Below are 16,194 nucleotides of genomic sequence, written 5' to 3' on the forward strand. Positions count from 1 at the left end.
AATTTTCCGTATTGCACGAAAGCAAAGCAAGCGGTACTCAACCATACAAGAGCATCCCGCCTCGGCATTTTTCGTTGAGGCAATTGCCGACGGAGGTTCCCTTGCCATCACCCGCCGCACCCCTCAAGAACAACATCGCGAGCGACATCGCCGCGCAGGCTTTGTGGATACGCCGCCGCAGCTTTCAGATGGTCTATGAGGCCCAGCAAGGCCACCCCGGCGGCGATTTCAGCGCCACCGATATTCTCGCGACGCTCTATTTCGGCGTCATGCGCTACGATCCGAAGAACCCAACCGATCCCAAGCGCGACCGCTTCGTCATGAGCAAGGGCCATTGCACCGGCGCCTTCTACTCGGTTCTCGCCCGCGCCGGCTATTTTCCGGAAGCGGACCTGACGACCTATATGGAGCCGCTCTCCAAGCTCAACGGCCACCCGAACCGCAATTATCTCCCCGGCGTTGAAACCAATACCGGCCCCCTCGGCCACGGCCTCCCCGTTGCCCTCGGCATCGCCATTGCCGGCCAGATCGACAATGCTGATTTCCGCACCTTCGTGCTCACCGGCGACGGTGAATTGCAGGAAGGCAGCAATTGGGAAGCAGCCCTCACCGGCGGCCACCGCAAGCTCGAGAACCTGACCCTGATCATTGACCGCAATCGTCTCCAGCAGGGCGCCCGCACCGAGGAAACTGCCTCGCTCGATCCGCTGGACGACAAGTGGCGCGCCTTCGGCTGGCATGTCGAGGTGGTCGATGGCCACGACCACGCCCAGCTTCTCAAAGTGCTCTCCGCCTCCCCCAAGGGCCGCGGCAAGCCGCTCTGCGTCATTGCCAATACCTTTAAGGGCAAGGGCGTCAGCTTCATGCACGATAACGTCGCCTGGCACCATGGCGTGCCGACCAAGGAACAATACGAACAAGCCATGCGGGAACTCGTCTGATGAGCGCTGCTGCCCCCTCCAAAGCCGGCCTGTTCGATTGCCGCGACAGCTTTGCCGCCACCATCGAAGCGCTCGCCGAGAGCGACTCGCGCATCGTCACCGTCGTCAGCGATAGCGTCGGCTCGTCCAAACTCGGCGGCTTCAAGAAAAAGTTCCCCGAGCGCATGGTCAATGTCGGCATTGCCGAACAGACCCTCGTCGCCGTCGGCGCGGGCCTTGCCAATGGTGGCAAGGTGCCCTTCGTCTCCGCTGCCTCGTGCTTCATCACCGGCCGCGCGCTTGAACAGGTGAAGGCCGACATTGCCTATTCCAACGTCAACGTAAAGCTGATCGGCCAGTCCTCCGGCGTCGCCTATGGCGAACTCGGCCCGACCCATCACTCCATCGAAGACCTCGCCTGGCTACGTCTCTTCAACAATCTCAAACTCATCGTCCCCGCCGACCCCTGGCAGACCGCCGAGGCCATCAAGGCTGCCGCTGCCTATGACGGTCCAGTTTTCGTTAGGGTCAGCCGCATGGCCGTCCCTGCCCTCGACCGTCCGGCTGGCGCCACCTTCGAAATCGGCAAGGCCGAAACCCTCGTCGAAGGCTCCGACGCCACCATCATCGCCAACGGCACCATGGTCCACCGCGCCGTCGCGGCTGCGAAAACCCTCGCCGCCGAAGGCATCTCCGCCCGCGTCGTCAACATGGCCACCGTCAATCCGCTCGACGAAGCCGTCATTGCCGCCGCCGCCGAAACCGGCGCCATCATCACCGTTGAAGAGCATTCCGTCCGCGGCGGCCTCGGCGGCGCCGTTGCCGAGGTGGTCATCTCGACCAATCCCGTGCCAATGCGCATCCTCGGCTTCCCCGGCTTCGTGCCAACCGGCTCGGCCGCTTGGCTCTTCGACAACTTTGGGCTCAACGAAACCGGTATTGCCGACGCCGTGCGCCAGACCATCGCGCGCAAAAGATGACCAGCGAGCTGATCCTCGCCATCGACCAGGGCACCACTAACACCAAAGCGTTGTTGGTGGACGCCTCCGGCCGCGTCCTACACCAGGCCTCAGTGCCCAACATCGTCACCTACCCCCAACCCGGCTGGGCCGAACAATCGGCCACCGCTCTGGTTGAAGGCGTGAAGACGGTGATCGCCGAAGTCGTCGCCAAGGCGGGTGATGCCAATATTGCCGGCATCGGCATTTCCAACCAACGCGAGTCCATCCTCGTCTGGGATGCCGCGTCAGGCGAGCCCATCGGCCCCGTCGTCATCTGGCAGTGCCGCCGCTCCGCGCCAAAGTGCGACGCTCTCCGCGCCGCTGGCCACGCCGAAACCATCGAAGCCAAGACCGGCCTCGCCCTCGACCCCCTCTTCCCCGCCGCCAAGATCGCCTGGCTGCTCGACAACACACCGGGCGCCCGCGCTCGTGCCGAAAGGGGCGAACTCCGTGTCGGCACCGTCGATTCCTGGCTCCTCTGGAATCTGACGGGCGGACAAACCCACGCCACCGACCACTCCAACGCCTCCCGAACCCAGCTTTTCAATACCGAGACGCTGACCTGGGACGCCGACCTCTGCGCCCTTTTCAGCGTGCCGCAGAACATGCTGGCCGAAGTGCGCTCTTCCGATTCCGAGTTTGGCCGTGTCGCCGAAGGTGTCTGCGCCCTCAGCTCCGGCGTGCCCATCCGCGCCATGATTGGGGATTCCCACGCTGCCCTCTTCGGCCACGGCGTCCGCGCGCCGGGCACGGTCAAAGCCACCTACGGCACCGGCACCTCGCTGATGGCCCTGACTCCCAGCCGCGTGCGCTCCACCCACGGCATTTCCAGCACCATTGCCTGGAGCCAGGGCGGAAAAGTCCAGCACGCCCTTGAAGGTAACATCTCCGTCTCCGGCCAGACCGCAGCCTTCGTCGCCGAACTCCTTGGCCTCGCAGATGCTACCGCTCTCTCGGCCCTCGCCGAAACCGTTAGCGATAGCAACGGCGTCTCCTTCGTGCCCGCCCTTGTCGGCCTCGGCGCTCCTTATTGGCGCGCCGACGCCCGCGGCACCATCACCGGCATGTCCCTCGGCACCAAGCCGGCCCATCTGGCCCGCGCCGCCTTGGAAGCCATCGCCTTCCAGGTCGCCGACGTCTATTCCGCCATGGAAGCCGACATGGGCTCACCCTTGGGCGAACTCCGCGCCGATGGCGGCGCCTCGCGCAATCCGGTCGTGATGCAGTTCCAGTCCGACATTCTCGGCCGTCCCGTTGCCGCCGCCGCCGCTCCCGAAGTCAGCGCCCTCGGCGCCGCCGCCCTCGCCTTCTCGTCCCTTGGTATTTCCATGCCGGGCGTCCCCGCCGCCGGCCACTTTACGCCGCAGATGGACGCCGAAAGCAGCAAAAGACATCGCCAGCGCTGGCAGTCCGCTGTCACCCAGACCCTGGCCACCCAAAACCAACAAAATTCCGGAGGAACCCCATGACCACCCCACGTTTCGGTGCCGGCATCTGGCACTTCGCCACCTATCTCGACCGCTACGCCACCGACGGCTACGGCCAGCCGCGCAACATCATCGAAGCAATCGACATTGCCGGCCAGGTGAAAGACCTTTCCGTCGTCGATCTCAACTGGCCCTATTTTGGTGGCGAGTTCTCCGACGCGCAGATCAAGACCGCGCTCGACCGCAATAATCTCAAGGTCATCGGCATCACGCCGGAAATCTACACGCGCGAATTCGTCAAAGGCGCCTTCACCAATCCCGACGCTGGCGTTCGCCGCCGCGCCCACGAACTGATCACCGACGCCTGCAACGTCGTCCGCTTCCACAAGGCCGACTACGTAAAGCTCTGGCCCGGTCAGGACGGCTGGGACTACCCCTTCCAGGTCGACTATTCGACCCAGTGGCAGCGCTCGCTCGACGGCGTCGGCCAGCTCGCATCCGAAAATCCCGACCTCAAATTCGTCATCGAATACAAGCCGCGCGAACCCCGCGTTCGCATGAGCTTCGGTTCGGTCGCCCGCACCATTCTCGGCATCGAAAAGATCGGCCTGCCCAACGTTGGCATCCTGCTCGATTTCGGCCACGCCATCATGGGCGGCGAATCCGCCGCTGACTCCGCCCAGCTCGCCATCGATCACGGCCGCCTTTTCGGCATGGACGTCAACGACAACTACCGCTCCTGGGACGACGACCTCGTCGCCGGCAGCCTGCATCCCCTCGAACTCTTCGAGTTCTTCTACGTCCTCAAGAAGAACAAGTGGGAAGGCGTCTGGCAGCTCGATCAGTTCCCCTTCCGCGAAGATTCTGTCGCCACGGCCACCCACGCCATCGACTTCCTCAAGGCCGCGGCCAAGGGCCTCGACCGCCTCGATTTCGAAGCACTGCAGGAAGCTCAGAGCCGTCACGACGCCATCGGCGCCATGAAAATCGCCCAAAAGGCCCTCTTCAGCGCCCTCGGAGAGCAGGAATGACCAGTCTCCCCCGCGAAAAGCGCGCGCGCCTCATTCTGAACACCGACGCCAAGAACGAGGCCGACGATCAGTTCACCATCGTCCACGCCCTTCTTACCCCGACCTTCGACTTCCACGGCATCATTGCCGCCCATTTTGGCGCGCACCGATCGAAGACCTCGATGCTCGATAGCCGCGCCGAGATCGACCTTCTCCTGAAGCTGATGGATCTCGAAGGCCGCATCCCCGTCGCCAATGGCGGCGCAACGGCCCTCCCCGATGAAAACACGCCGGTCCCCTCGCCCGGCGCCCAGATGATCATCGACGAAGCCATGAAGGACGACGACCGCCCGCTCTACGTCGCCTTCCTCGGCCCGCTGACCGACATGGCCTCGGCCATTCTGATGGAACCGGGCCTCAACGAGCGCAACGTCATCTGCGTCTGGATCGGCGGCGGCGTCTGGCCCTCGGGCGGCCGCGAATTCAACCTCATGAACGACATCGCCGCCGCCAACGTCGTGATGCGTTCAAAAATCCAGGTCTGGCAGATCCCGTCCACCGTCTATCGCATGATGTCGGTGAGCTACGCCGAGCTGCAGGAGCGCTGCGAAGACAAGGGCGCCATCGGCAGATACCTCGTCGACCAGCTCATCGACTGGAATCTTCGTGTCCACCAGGGCCCCATTGAACACCGTTCGCTCGGCGACACCCCGGCCCTCTCGGTGATCCTCAACCCGATGGGCGGCACCTATGACTGGCGCCCCGCCCCCGAATTCTCGCCGCAGATGCACTACATCCACAATGGCCAGCACCGTCCGATCAAGGTCTACGACACGATCGACATCCGCTACATTCTGGAAGACTTTTACGCCAAGCTGGCCCGCTTCCACCGCGGCGTTCAAGGCCTCGCGAACTTCGGCTGAGCTGCCACAATCGTGTGTGCCGACACCCCCTCCCATCCTCCCCCATCAAGGGGGAGGTGCTGGGTCGGTGGACTTTGGCTGGATGGTGTCCAAGAACTGGATACAACACCTCCCCCTTGATGGGGGAGGATCGGAGGGGGTGACGTGAGCCACGATCACGCGGCTTCATATCCCCCTCATCCAAATCTGCCTTCCCTTCCCTCCCCATCCATGGCACCTCAGGCCACCACTCCACCCCGAGGCCACCATGCGCGACGGAGACATCATTCACGGCCTGGCCCGCGGCCTCGCCGTCATCGAATGCTTCGATGAAAACCACGCCCGCATGTCGATCACCGACGTCGCCACGCGCACGGGCCTCGAACGCGCCACAGCCCGCCGCTGTCTGCTCACCCTCGTCCACCTCGGCTACGCCACCTATGACGGCAAATTCTTCCAGCTCACCCCGCGCGTGCTGAATCTCGGCCACTTCTATCTGGCGGCCAACACCCTGCCCCAGATGATCCAGCCCTTCCTCGACGAACTCTCGGACGCCACCGGCGAAAGCGGTTCCGCCGCCGTCCTCGACGGCACCGACATTCTCTACGTCGCCCGCGCCTCCACCCGTCGCGTCATGTCGATCAATCTCGGCCCCGGCGCCCGGCTCCCCGCCTATTGCACCTCCATGGGCCGCATCCTCCTCGCCGCCCTGCCACCCGAAGAAGCCCGCGCCATCCTCGATCGCTCGGATCTGATCGCCTATACCAGCCGCACCAAGGCCGACCTCCCCAGCATCACCACCGAACTGGCCGTCGTCGCCGCCCAGGGCTTTGCCGTCATCGACCAGGAGCTTGAACTCGGCCTCTGCTCCATCGCCGTGCCGCTTTACAATTCCGCCGGCAAGACCATCGCCGCCCTCAATATCGGCGCCCAGACCGCCCGCGCCTCCACCTCGCGCATGATCGCGAGCTTCCTGCCCCTGATGCGAAAGATCCAGTCCGACCTCCGCCCGCTTCTGCGCTGAGCGAGGAACGAACTGTCACAATTGGCGACTAAGCTCGTGCCCGACAGACCGGTAAACTCGGCTTCCACAGAGTCACAAAACACCCCGTCACATTGTGTCACACAACTGTTATTCACAAAATTATCTTGTGAAATCAGTAACTTCATCTGTCACAAACCAGTCACCTATCTGCAATAAAACCGTCGCTGGGCCCCAATATGGTCTGCCGCGTCACAGGGCGGCCTCAAGCAACGGCTGGCCATGTTCCAGAACCGAATTCCGAAAGGGAACTTTCATGAAGACCGCACTTTTCGCCAGCGTCGCCGTTGTTGCGCTCGCCGCCTTCGGCACGCCCGCCGCCTTCGCCCAGTCGCGCGACACCATCCAGATCGCCGGCTCCTCGACGGTCCTGCCCTTCGCCTCCATCGTCGCTGAAGAATTCAGCGCCGTATTCCCCGAATTCAAGACCCCGGTTGTCGGTTCCGGCGGCACCGGCGGCGGCCTGAAGCAGTTCTGCGAAGGCACCGGCGACAACACCATCGACATCGCCAATGCTTCGCGTCAGATCAAGGACGCCGAACTCGAGGCTTGCACCGCCGCTGGCGTGACCGACGTTCGTGAAATCCAGTTCGGCTTCGACGGCATCGTCTTCGCCTCGGCCGCTGCCGGCGCTGACTTCGCCCTGACCCCGGTTCAGGTCTACAAGGCCATCGCTGCCAAGGTTTACGTTGATGGCGCTCTCGTCGACAACCCCTACAAGACCTGGAACGAAGTCGACGCTGCGCTCCCGGCCCAGCCGATCTCGCTCGCCATCCCGGCGTCGAACCACGGCACCCGCGAAGTCTTCCAGGAAAAGGTTGTGACCGCTGGCTTCAAGGAAGCTGGTCACCCCGAAGGTCTGTCTGAAGACGAAGTGAAGGCCCTCGAAACCACCTTCCGTCAGGACGTGGTCATCGAAATCTCGGGCGACTACACCGAGACCCTCGCTCGCCTGAACTCCGATCCGAACACCGTCGGCGTCTTCGGCCTGTCCTTCTACGAACAGAACACCGACACCCTCAAGGTTGCGACCGTCAACGGCGTCGTCCCGACCAAGGAATCGGTTGCTGCTGGCGAATACCCGGTCTCCCGTCCGCTGTTCTTCTACGTCAAGGGTCAGCACATCGGCGTGATCCCCGGCATCGAAGAATACGTCCAGTTCTTCCTCTCGGAAGGCATCTCGGGCAATGGCGGCACTCTCGAAGCCGCTGGCCTGATCCCGCAGCCGGCCGACAAGACCGCTGAAGTTCTGGCCGCCTTCGAAGCTGGCGCTCAGTAATAGACCTGTCGCGGGTCGCGCCATTCCGGTGCGGCCCGCTCTTTCGTTTTCCCGCGGGGGCGCATCGCGATGAATGCTCTGGTCGTAGCCGGCGTACTAATTGTCCTTCTAGGCATTTCCTATCAGACCGGCTGGTCGAAGAGCCGGAACCTCGTGACTGCCGATGGCGTCAAGGTCCACTCTCGTCCGCAATATCACGGCTCCTTCACCGCGATCTGGGCCATGATCCCGGCGCTGGTGATCCTGCTGCTCTGGGCCTGGCTCGGCGGCGGCGTCACCCACAATTACATTGTCTCCCTGATCCCGCAGGATACGCTCGTCTCGCTCGATCAGGTCGGCCTCAATGCCACCGTTGGCCGTATCCAGGCGATCGCCTCGGGTTATGGCGTGGCTGGCGAAATCGCACCCTATGAACAGTCCGCCGGCGACGCCCTGCGTTCGTTCAATTTCATCACCTTTGCCGGCACGCTCGTGCTCGCCGTCGTCGCTGGCGGCGCCGGTCTCATCTACGCCCGCTCCCGCATTACGGCGCGCCTCCGGGCCCGCAATTCGGTCGAGCGCGTCGTCAATGTCCTGCTGCTCGCCTGTTCTGCCGTCGCCATCCTGACCACGGTGGGCATCGTCGCCTCGCTCGTCACCGAGGCGCTGCGCTTCTTCACCTTCATCAACCCGCTCGATTTCTTCTTCGGCACCGTCTGGGCACCCAACAATGCCGGCGGCGACAATCACGGCTCCTATGGTCTCCTGCCGCTACTCGCCGGCACGCTGATGATCACAGCCATCGCCATGCTGGTCGCTGTGCCGGTCGGCCTCCTCTCGGCCATCTATCTCAGCCAGTACGCGCCAAAGTCCTTCCGCGCTGTCGCCAAGCCGCTGATCGAAATCCTCGCCGGCATCCCGACCATCGTCTTCGGTTTCTTCGCCCTCGTCACGGTCGGCCCCTTCCTCCGCGATTTCGGCAATGCCATTGGCCTCCAGATCAGCGCCACCTCGGCCCTGACGGCGGGTGTGGTCATGGGCATCATGATCATCCCCTTCGTGTCGTCGCTTTCCGATGACATCATGAACCAGGTGCCCCGCACCCTGCGCGATGGCGCCTATGGCCTGGGCGCCACCCAGTCCGAGACGATCCGCAACGTCCTCCTGCCCGCCGCCCTCCCCGGCATTGTCGGCGCCTTCCTTCTCGCCGTCAGCCGCGCCATTGGCGAAACCATGATCGTGGTGCTCGCCGCCGGTAACGCGCCGATCCTGCGCGGCAGCCCGTTCGAGCCGGTCTCGACCATCACCGTTTCCATCGTCAACCAGCTCACCGGCGACACCGATTTCACCGGCCCGCAGTCCCTGGTTGGCTTTGCCCTTGGTCTCACGCTCTTCGTCGTGACCCTCTGCCTCAACATCTTCGCCCTCTACATCGTCCGCCGCTTCCGGGAGCAGTACGAATAAAATGGCTACCGATATTCAGACTTTCCCCGAAAAAGCCTCGTCGGACCGCACCCGCATCATTCGCGCCGGCCTGCGTCGCCGTCACCTGAATGAGCAGATTTTCCGCGGTCTCGGCATCGCCGCCATTGCCGTAGCGCTCGGCTTCGTTGCCCTCCTCTTCGTGGACGTGTTCCGCAAGGGCATCCCGGCCTTCGTCCAGTCCAACCTGCACCTGTCGGTGACCTTCGACGCTGAAGTCATCGATGTCGGCCCGGCTCCGGCGCGCGGCGATTTCGCCTCCGACGCCGAGTACACCGCCGCCAGCCTCAAGTGGCAGCGCGAGCTGGCCATGCTGAACTGGAACACCATCGTCGAAGCCTCCCTGCGCAAGGCCGCACCGGAAGGTTTTGAGATCGACAGCAAGCAGATCCAGACGATCCCGGAAACCAACGCCCGTCACCAGATCCGCGAAATGTTCGTGGCCAATCCGTCCCTCCTCGGCCAGACCGTGGACGTCGACGTGCTGGCCTCCGCCAATGCCGCCAACTGGATCAGGGGCAATATCAACCGCGATCTCGGGGACGCTCAGCAGCAGCTTTCGGCGCCGGCCCGCCAGCTCATCGATACCTTCGTTGACAACGGCACGATCTCGAACGGCTTTGCCTGGACGATCTTCACCAATGTGGACAGCCGCTCGGCTCCCGCCTCCGCTGGTCTCCTCGGCGCCTTTGTCGGCACGCTCTGGATGATGCTGATCGTCATCGTGCTCGCCGTGCCGATCGGGGTTGCTGCCGCCATCTATCTCGAAGAGTTCGCGCCCAAGTCCCGCCTCACCGACCTCATCGAAGTCAACATCAACAACCTCGCCGCCGTCCCCTCGATCGTTTTCGGTCTCCTCGGCGCCGCGGTGTTCATCAACTGGTTCCACCTGCCGATCTCGGCTCCGCTGGTCGGTGGTCTGGTGCTGACCCTGATGACCCTGCCCACCATCATCATCGCCACCCGTGGCGCGCTGATGGGCGTCTCCCCGGCCCTGCGCCAGGCGGCCCTGGGCATGGGCGCATCCAAGACGCAGATGGTCTTCCACCACGTTCTGCCAACGACATTCCCGTCGATCCTCACGGCCACCATTCTCGGCGTCGCCCACGCTCTGGGCGAAACCGCGCCACTCCTGCTCATCGGCATGAAGGCCTTCGTGGCCTCGGTCCCCGCGACGCCGCTCGATCAGGCCACGGCCCTCCCCGTCCAGATCTATCTCTGGCAGGGCAACGAAAACCGCAATTTCTTCGAACCCCGCACGGCCGCTGCCATCATGGTGCTGCTGGCGGTCATGATCCTGCTGAACGGCGTAGCGATCTATCTCCGCTCGCGCCTTGAAAAGCGTGCTTAAGGATGAGCCAAATGGATATGCTTGCCGGCAAGGTTAAGAAGACTTCCCTGAATCTGGACTCCGCCATGAACCCGACTGATGTGCTCGAACGCCCCATCCGCCTCACCGCTCGCGACGTGACCGTCCACTACGGCACCAAGCAGGCCCTGCACGGCATTTCGATCGACATCCCCGATCGCGCCGTCACTGCGTTCATCGGACCCTCGGGCTGCGGCAAGTCGACGTTCCTGCGCTGCATCAACCGCATGAACGACACCATCGAAGGCGCCAAGGTCGGCGGCACCATCAAGCTCGACGGCGAAGACATCTACGCCCCGGCGCTTGACGTCGTCGAACTGCGCGCCCGCATCGGCATGGTCTTCCAGAAGCCGAACCCCTTCCCCAAGTCGATCTACGACAACGTCGCCTATGGCCCGCGCATCCATGGTCTCGCCCGCAACAAGGCCGACCTCGACGAAATCGTCGTGTCGTCCCTGCGCAAGGCCGGCCTCTTCGAAGAAGTGAAGGATCGCCTTCAGGAGCCCGGCACCGGCCTTTCCGGTGGTCAGCAGCAGCGCCTCTGCATTGCCCGCGCCATCGCGGTCGGTCCGGAAGTGATCCTCATGGACGAGCCCTGCTCGGCCCTCGACCCGATCGCCACCGCCGTCATCGAAGAGCTGATCGACGAACTGCGTGAAAACTACACTATCGTCATCGTGACCCACTCGATGCAGCAGGCCGCCCGCGTTTCCCAGCGCACCGCCTTCTTCCACCTCGGCAACCTGATCGAACAGGGCCCGACCGAGGACATCTTCACCAATCCGGTGAACAAGCAGACCCAGGACTACATCATGGGCCGCATCGGCTGATCGCGGAACGAGGAACCAACATCATGCCCAATACCGCATCTGATCACATCGTCTCGTCCTTCACCGACGAGCTTAACGCCCTGGCCCAGACCATTGCCGAAATGGGTGGCCAGGTCGAAGTCGCCATCGAGAACGGCACCAAGGCCCTTCTCAAGCTCGACCGCGAGCTGGCTGACCTCACGATCATTGCCGACCAGCGCATCGACGACATGCAGCGCAAGATCGACGACATGTGCGTCTCGATCATCGCCCGCCGCCAGCCCATGGCCTCGGACCTGCGCTCGATCGTCACCGCCATCCACGTCGCCAACGACCTCGAACGCGTCGGCGATATGGCCAAGCAACTCGCCCGCCGTTCGCTGAAACTCGAAGGCATCAACCTGCAGCCGACCTTCTACAATGGCGTCAAGAACATGACCGCCCTTGTCCTGCGTCAGCTCAAGGACGCCCTCGACGCCTATGCCAACCGCGACGCCGCCGCGTCGGTCGAAGTGTGCAACCGCGACGACGAAGTCGACGCCATGCACACCTCGCTGTTCCGCGAACTTCTGACCTACATGCTGGAAGATCCGCGCAACATCACCACCTGCACGCATCTGCTGTTCTGCGCCAAGAACCTCGAACGCATCGGCGACCACGCGACCAACATCGCCGAACGCGCCTACTACCTGCAGACCGGCAAGCAGCTGACCGCTGACGTGCAGGAACTGCACCGGACCCAGATCAAGGCATAGCCACTCTCGCCTTGTAACTACCCCAAACCAGCCACCATTTTCCTCAGGGGGCAGCAGAGGAAGATGGTGGCAAAAACAATGAAATGACGGCAGCATGCGGCTGCCGATCGATGGAGCACGCCTATGCCCGCGACCATTCTCGTTGTCGAAGACGAGGGCGATATCGCCATTCTGCTGCGTTACAACCTCGAAGCCGAGGGTTTTCGCGTCGTCACCGCTGAAACCGGCGACGAAGCCCAGCACGCTATCGCCGAAAAGCTGCCCGACCTGATCCTGCTCGACTGGATGCTGCCCGAAATCTCCGGCATCGAACTCTGCCGCCGCCTTCGCGCCCGCGAAGAAACCTCGCGCATCCCGGTCATCATGCTCACCGCCCGCGGCGAAGAAGAAGAACGCGTCCGGGGACTATCGACCGGCGCCGACGACTATGTCGTAAAACCCTTCTCGGTCCCCGAGCTGGTTGCCCGCATCCACGCCCTCCTCCGCCGCGCCAACCCCAATCTGGTGACCGCAGCGCTGAAAGTCGGCGATCTCGAACTCGACCGCACCACCCATCGTGTCCGCCGCTCCACCCGCGACGTTCACCTGGGCCCCACCGAATATCGCCTGCTCGAATATCTCATGCGCCATCCCGGCCGCGTCTATTCGCGCGAGCAGCTTCTCGATGGTGTCTGGGGCAATGACGTCTATGTCGACGAGCGCACCGTCGACGTCCATATCGGCCGCCTCCGCCGCGCCATCAATCGCGGCCGCGAAAACGACCCGATCCGCACCGTCCGCGGCGCCGGCTACGCCTTCGACGAGCGCTTCGGCCAACCGGCCTGAGCCATTTCGCTGCAAGAACACCCCACCCTTGATCCCTCCCCTTGTTGGAGAGGGGATGAGGTGGGGTGGGGCTACGAGCGCTGACCTGTGATCGCCCTCACTTACCCGTTAACGTTTCGCTAACGATAACATTGCCTCCTCCCTCCAAAGCAGGGTAGCAAGGTCCGTCGGGGCCGAAAGGGTCGTGACGCCTCGATTGCCCAGTTTCAGGACCGCCTCGCACATGACACCAGCTTTCCTCGTCACCCACTCCGGTGGTTTCCATGCCGATGAATTGCTGTCGAGCGTCATCCTGACCCGGCTGTTCCCCGCTGCCGAGATCGTGCGCAGCCGCGCGCCGGAGTGGATCACCGCTGCCCCCGATCGCATCATCTACGATGTCGGCGGCGCCTACGACGCCGAAGCGCGCATTTTCGATCACCACCAGCGCGGCGCCCCGCTGCGCGACGATGGCCAGCCCTACAGCTCCTTTGGCCTTGTCTGGAAGCATTTCGGCCGCGACTACATCGCCTCCTTCGATGTTCCCGCTGAACACATCGAAAGCGTGCATGCCTCGGTGGACGGCAATCTCGTCCTGCCCATCGATCTCGTCGACAACGGCGCCGCCAGCCCCTCGGGTCCGCTGGCCGGACTGTCGCTCTCTTCGCTCCTCGAAACCCTGAAACCCGACTTCGACGATCGTGACGCCGAGGCCGATCAGCAGGCGTTCCACAAGGCGCTCATCATCGCCCGCAGCTTCGTCGAAGCGGCCGTCGCCCGCAGCGCGGCAAAGCTCCGCGCCGAGGCCCTCGTCACAAAGGCGATCGAGGCCACCGGCCCCGGTCGCGTGCTTGAGCTTCCCATGGGGATGCCCTTCCGCGCCGCCATCGTAAAGGCCGGCGCCGATCACCTGCTCTTCGTCGTCCACCCGCGCGACAAGGACTGGTGCCTCACCGGCATCCGCCGCAGCGACGAGGGTTTTGAGCTGCGCGCCGACCTGCCGGCCGCCTGGGCAGGTCTCACCAACCATGATCTGGAAGTCGCCAGCGGCGTCGAAGGCGCCACCTTCTGCCACAACGGCCGCTTCATCGCTGCCGCCAAGACCCGGGCCGCCGCCCTCGCCATGGCCGACATCGCCGTGGCCGAAGCAATCAGCAGCCGTGCGGCCTGAACGGCCCGGTTTCGGGGCAAAGCCATACCTAGGAACAGGTATCTAAGCCGCGCCGGGCAAATCCCGCAGATTGCGACGTGCTTTAGACATCACAACCCCACTTCTCGGGTTGGCAGCGCCGACCGGGCCTGATAACGAAGTGCACCGATCACAGATCGACTCCGCCTGCCATTCATGGAGAAGGCGCACACCAAGTTAGGAAATTTTTTGCAGGTCCAGGTACGCGACAACAATGTCGACCAAGCCCTCCGCGTTCTCAAGAAGCGTCTTCAGCGCGAAGGCGTCTTCCGCGAGATGAAGCTCCGCAAGTATTTCGAGAAGCCCTCGGAAGCTCGCGTGCGCAAGAAGGCCGAAGCCATCCGCCGCAACCGCAAGGCTGCGCGTAAGCAGGCTATTCGCGAAGGTCTGATTGCTGCGCCCAAGCGTCCCGCAGGAAGCTTCGGCGGCCGTCCCGGTTCGGCTCCGCGTTCGCAGGCCTAAAACCTATATCCAGAACTGGATACCAGTTCGGAACAAGCAAACGCCGGCCATATGGCCGGCGTTTTTATTGGCGCGTCCTGCGCGCCTGGCCGATGGTTTCCATCTGCCGATGCAGGGAGCGGATCTGGTCCGGCCCGAGCGTTTGTCCGCCGATCTTGAGCAAGGCGCCGTGAAGGCTCACGGGAGCGGCCTGTTCCATGGCGAACCGGATGGCCTTGGCGGCCGAGGAAAAGCGCCGTGCACCCTGTGCGAGTGCCGTTGCGGCGTCGCTGCCAAGGAACAGTTCCCCCGGAGCGCTTAGTATATGCGTATTCATTTCAGTCTTTCTTCCGGCCAGGGGCCGGCATTAGCCCGGCGCGAGTCGCGCCGGGGGCGGCATATTCGTGCACGTTATTGCATCGTGATTGTCTCACCCTCGTGACAACAACTGCCACGACCGGGAGATCAATCGACGCAAACCTTGAAGGGTGAGTGCGCTTACCGCTTGTTTACGGCGATGCTGAAGACGCTTGCGCCTTCGACATAGGCCGATTTGGACGCGTCGCTGGGCGAAAGATCGCCCTCTTCGACAACGCGTTCATTGGTCTCGCCGCGCGATTTTACCCGATACAGTACCGGGCCAGTCTCATGTGGGAGACACGAGATCACTTCGCAAGGGCCTGCAGGCCGATTGCTGTGACGCGGGGCGGAGCGCAGGTCGAGCATCTGGCCGACTTTATAGAGGTGAGACATCGAGCGCTCCTTTGGAAACCGGGGCGCAACCGCCCCGGCCAAACTCAAACACTAGCGTTTTCAGAAAGAGGCGAACCACTTTCCGGTTTGAAAACGCTGCACAGCAAAGCCTGGTACACGTCGCGACCTCCAGGAGATCGCGATACGCGTCTTAGGCGAGCTGCACGTTGATTGCGGATTCACGACCGTCACGACCCTTTTCGAGGTCGAAGGTCACCTTCTGGCCGTCGGCGAGGCTGGAAATACCAGCACGTTCCAGCGCAGAAATGTGGACGAAGGCATCCTTGCCGCCGCCATCGGGCGAGATAAAGCCGAAGCCCTTGGTCGAATTGAAGAATTTCACGGTGCCGTTGATCATTGGCGTCCTCATGAATTGGCTCGAAGCGGTGCAAGCGAGCGGTTCCCCTGCAGCAACATGCTACAGAAGCCTATTAACGTTTGCAGTTCGGAAGGAAAGCCAAGCAACCGGATAGGCCGGCAGGGTCAGTTCGCCAACGGGGGCAGAAAACGTATTCTCCAATAGTCTACGTCAAATGCGCCAAAGTCAAGGCGCGTGCGCCAAGCGCCCGGCTGGCCCCGCTCAAGCCCGCTTGGCCCGCTGCACCAATGCATCGAACTGCTGCAGGAAGTTAGAGCGGTCCTTTGCCGAAAACGCCGCATTGAACCCCCGGCTTTCCCCGGTCTCCCGCAGGTGCTGGTTCAGGTCCCGCATGGCCAGCGCCATGCCGATTGAATCGGTCGTAAAGAGCTTTCCCGTCGGCCCAATCGCCGCCCCGCCCTTGGCAAGGATCCGGCTCGCGAGCGGAATATCCGCGGTCACCACCAGGTCCCCCGGCGCCGAATTCTCGACGATCCAGTCATCTGCCGCGTCCGCGCCCTGTGGCACCATCACAGTCCGCACCATCGGGTCGCGCGATGGTCGAAGCCCGAAATTGGCAACATAAGTAATCACCAGCCCATGCCGCTCCGCCACCCGCGCCGCCTCGTCCTTCACCGGACAGGCATCGGCATCCACGAAAACCGCAACCATGG

The 16,194-nt window shown here is 63.2% G+C and carries 18 protein-coding genes; 14 read left to right on the forward strand and 4 right to left on the reverse strand.

Annotation, left to right across the window (positions count from 1 at the left end):
• Positions 1-188 precede the first annotated feature (188 nt).
• From NVV77_RS09195 to rpsU, 14 genes are all read left to right on the forward strand, one after another.
• Positions 189-941 carry a transketolase gene (locus NVV77_RS09195; protein ID WP_295412602.1) on the forward strand — a complete coding sequence of 251 codons (753 nt, stop codon included), beginning with the start codon at positions 189-191 and terminating at the stop codon, positions 939-941.
• Positions 941-1,900: a transketolase C-terminal domain-containing protein gene (locus NVV77_RS09200; protein ID WP_295412361.1), complete on the forward strand. Its 960-nt coding sequence runs from the start codon at positions 941-943 to the stop codon at positions 1,898-1,900. Before NVV77_RS09195 ends, NVV77_RS09200 begins: the two co-directional genes overlap by 1 nt.
• Positions 1,897-3,390: a glycerol kinase GlpK gene (locus tag NVV77_RS09205; RefSeq protein ID WP_295412362.1), complete on the forward strand. Its 1,494-nt coding sequence runs from the start codon at positions 1,897-1,899 to the stop codon at positions 3,388-3,390. Before NVV77_RS09200 ends, NVV77_RS09205 begins: the two co-directional genes overlap by 4 nt.
• A complete protein-coding gene (locus NVV77_RS09210; RefSeq protein WP_295412364.1) occupies positions 3,387-4,379 on the forward strand; it encodes a TIM barrel protein in 993 nt (330 codons plus the stop codon). Before NVV77_RS09205 ends, NVV77_RS09210 begins: the two co-directional genes overlap by 4 nt.
• Positions 4,376-5,281 carry a nucleoside hydrolase gene (locus NVV77_RS09215; RefSeq protein ID WP_295412365.1) on the forward strand — a complete coding sequence of 302 codons (906 nt, stop codon included), beginning with the start codon at positions 4,376-4,378 and terminating at the stop codon, positions 5,279-5,281. The genes NVV77_RS09210 and NVV77_RS09215 overlap by 4 nt, the downstream gene beginning before the upstream one ends.
• Before the next feature lie 247 nt (positions 5,282-5,528).
• Positions 5,529-6,284: an IclR family transcriptional regulator gene (locus tag NVV77_RS09220; RefSeq protein WP_295412367.1), complete on the forward strand. Its 756-nt coding sequence runs from the start codon at positions 5,529-5,531 to the stop codon at positions 6,282-6,284.
• Between the two features lie 274 nt (positions 6,285-6,558).
• Entirely contained in the window at positions 6,559-7,581 is a 1,023-nt protein-coding gene (locus NVV77_RS09225) for a substrate-binding domain-containing protein (protein WP_295412369.1), read from the forward strand.
• 69 nt (positions 7,582-7,650) lie between these two features.
• Complete coding sequence (pstC, locus tag NVV77_RS09230) at positions 7,651-9,024, forward strand: phosphate ABC transporter permease subunit PstC (protein ID WP_295412371.1); 1,374 nt, start codon at positions 7,651-7,653, stop codon at positions 9,022-9,024.
• A 1-nt stretch (position 9,025) separates the two neighbouring features.
• Positions 9,026-10,393, forward strand: coding sequence for a phosphate ABC transporter permease PstA (pstA, locus tag NVV77_RS09235; protein WP_295412373.1), 1,368 nt, complete (start codon positions 9,026-9,028; stop codon positions 10,391-10,393).
• Between the two features lie 65 nt (positions 10,394-10,458).
• On the forward strand, positions 10,459-11,241 hold the full coding sequence (pstB, locus tag NVV77_RS09240) for a phosphate ABC transporter ATP-binding protein PstB (protein ID WP_295412375.1): 783 nt from the start codon (positions 10,459-10,461) through the stop codon (positions 11,239-11,241).
• Positions 11,242-11,264: 23 nt separating this feature from the next.
• Positions 11,265-11,975 carry a phosphate signaling complex protein PhoU gene (gene phoU, locus NVV77_RS09245; RefSeq protein ID WP_295412377.1) on the forward strand — a complete coding sequence of 237 codons (711 nt, stop codon included), beginning with the start codon at positions 11,265-11,267 and terminating at the stop codon, positions 11,973-11,975.
• 123 nt (positions 11,976-12,098) lie between these two features.
• Entirely contained in the window at positions 12,099-12,800 is a 702-nt protein-coding gene (gene phoB / locus NVV77_RS09250; RefSeq protein WP_035087338.1) for a phosphate regulon transcriptional regulator PhoB, read from the forward strand.
• 223 nt (positions 12,801-13,023) lie between these two features.
• On the forward strand, positions 13,024-13,950 hold the full coding sequence (locus tag NVV77_RS09255; protein WP_295412380.1) for an MYG1 family protein: 927 nt from the start codon (positions 13,024-13,026) through the stop codon (positions 13,948-13,950).
• A 207-nt stretch (positions 13,951-14,157) separates the two neighbouring features.
• Positions 14,158-14,430, forward strand: a complete 273-nt coding sequence (gene rpsU / locus NVV77_RS09260) for a 30S ribosomal protein S21 (protein ID WP_295412382.1) — start codon at positions 14,158-14,160, stop codon at positions 14,428-14,430.
• A gap of 64 nt (positions 14,431-14,494) precedes the next feature.
• Here rpsU and NVV77_RS09265 read toward each other — a convergent pair whose 3' ends face one another.
• The 4 genes from NVV77_RS09265 to NVV77_RS09280 form a co-directional block, all read right to left on the reverse strand.
• On the reverse strand, positions 14,495-14,746 hold the full coding sequence (locus NVV77_RS09265) for a hypothetical protein (RefSeq protein WP_295412383.1): 252 nt from the start codon (positions 14,744-14,746) through the stop codon (positions 14,495-14,497).
• Between the two features lie 161 nt (positions 14,747-14,907).
• Complete coding sequence (locus NVV77_RS09270) at positions 14,908-15,162, reverse strand: hypothetical protein (protein ID WP_156385665.1); 255 nt, start codon at positions 15,160-15,162, stop codon at positions 14,908-14,910.
• A gap of 151 nt (positions 15,163-15,313) precedes the next feature.
• Positions 15,314-15,520, reverse strand: a complete 207-nt coding sequence (locus NVV77_RS09275) for a cold-shock protein (protein ID WP_291416791.1) — start codon at positions 15,518-15,520, stop codon at positions 15,314-15,316.
• A gap of 222 nt (positions 15,521-15,742) precedes the next feature.
• Complete coding sequence (locus NVV77_RS09280) at positions 15,743-16,192, reverse strand: YaiI/YqxD family protein (protein ID WP_295412387.1); 450 nt, start codon at positions 16,190-16,192, stop codon at positions 15,743-15,745.
• Positions 16,193-16,194: the final 2 nt, after the last annotated feature.

The sequence above is a fragment of the Devosia sp. genome (genome assembly GCF_024707125.1).
GTDB lineage: Bacteria > Pseudomonadota > Alphaproteobacteria > Rhizobiales > Devosiaceae > Devosia.